Below are 594 nucleotides of genomic sequence, written 5' to 3'. Positions count from 1 at the left end.
ATGGCGGAGCGGCCCATCGTGTTCGCCCTGTCCAACCCGGACCCGGAGATCCTGCCGGAACTGGCCCACCGCACCCGCAAGGACCTGATCATGGCCACCGGGCGCAGCGACTACCCCAACCAGGTCAACAACGTGCTCGGCTTCCCCTACATCTTCCGGGGCGCCCTGGACGTGCGCGCGCGCACCATCAACGAGGCCATGCAGATCGCCGCCGTGCACGCCCTGTCCCGTCTCGCCCGGGAACCCGTGCCACGGGAGGTGCTCGACGCATACTCCCTGGAACACCTGGAGTTCGGTCCGGACTACATCATCCCCACGCCCCTGGATCCGAGGCTCATCGACGTGGTGCCGCCCGCCGTGGCCCGGGCCGTACGCGGGGCCCTGGCGAAGTACGAGGGGAGCTTGCTGGTGTTCCTGCCGGGACGGCGGGAGATCGATCAGGTGAACCGCGCCCTCGAAGGACAGGTGGACGAACACACTCGCATCTGCCCCCTCTACGGCCAGCTGTCCCCCGAGGCGCAGGACGCCGCCATCCGTCCGCCCGAGGCGGGGCAACGCAAGGTGGTGCTCGCCACCGACATCGCCGAGACCAGC

At 69.5% G+C, this 594-nt stretch carries 1 protein-coding gene; it reads left to right on the top strand.

The genetic code is table 11. The features are described 5' to 3' along the window. Window positions 1-594 (top strand): malic enzyme-like NAD(P)-binding protein (locus tag ACNA7R_RS20555; RefSeq protein ID WP_416285387.1); only part of this gene is annotated, 594 nt, incomplete at both ends.

The organism is Natronococcus sp. (genome assembly GCF_047921035.1).
Classification (GTDB): Archaea; Halobacteriota; Halobacteria; order Halobacteriales; family Natrialbaceae; genus Natronococcus.
This window is presented reverse-complemented; position numbering and strand designations above follow the sequence as displayed.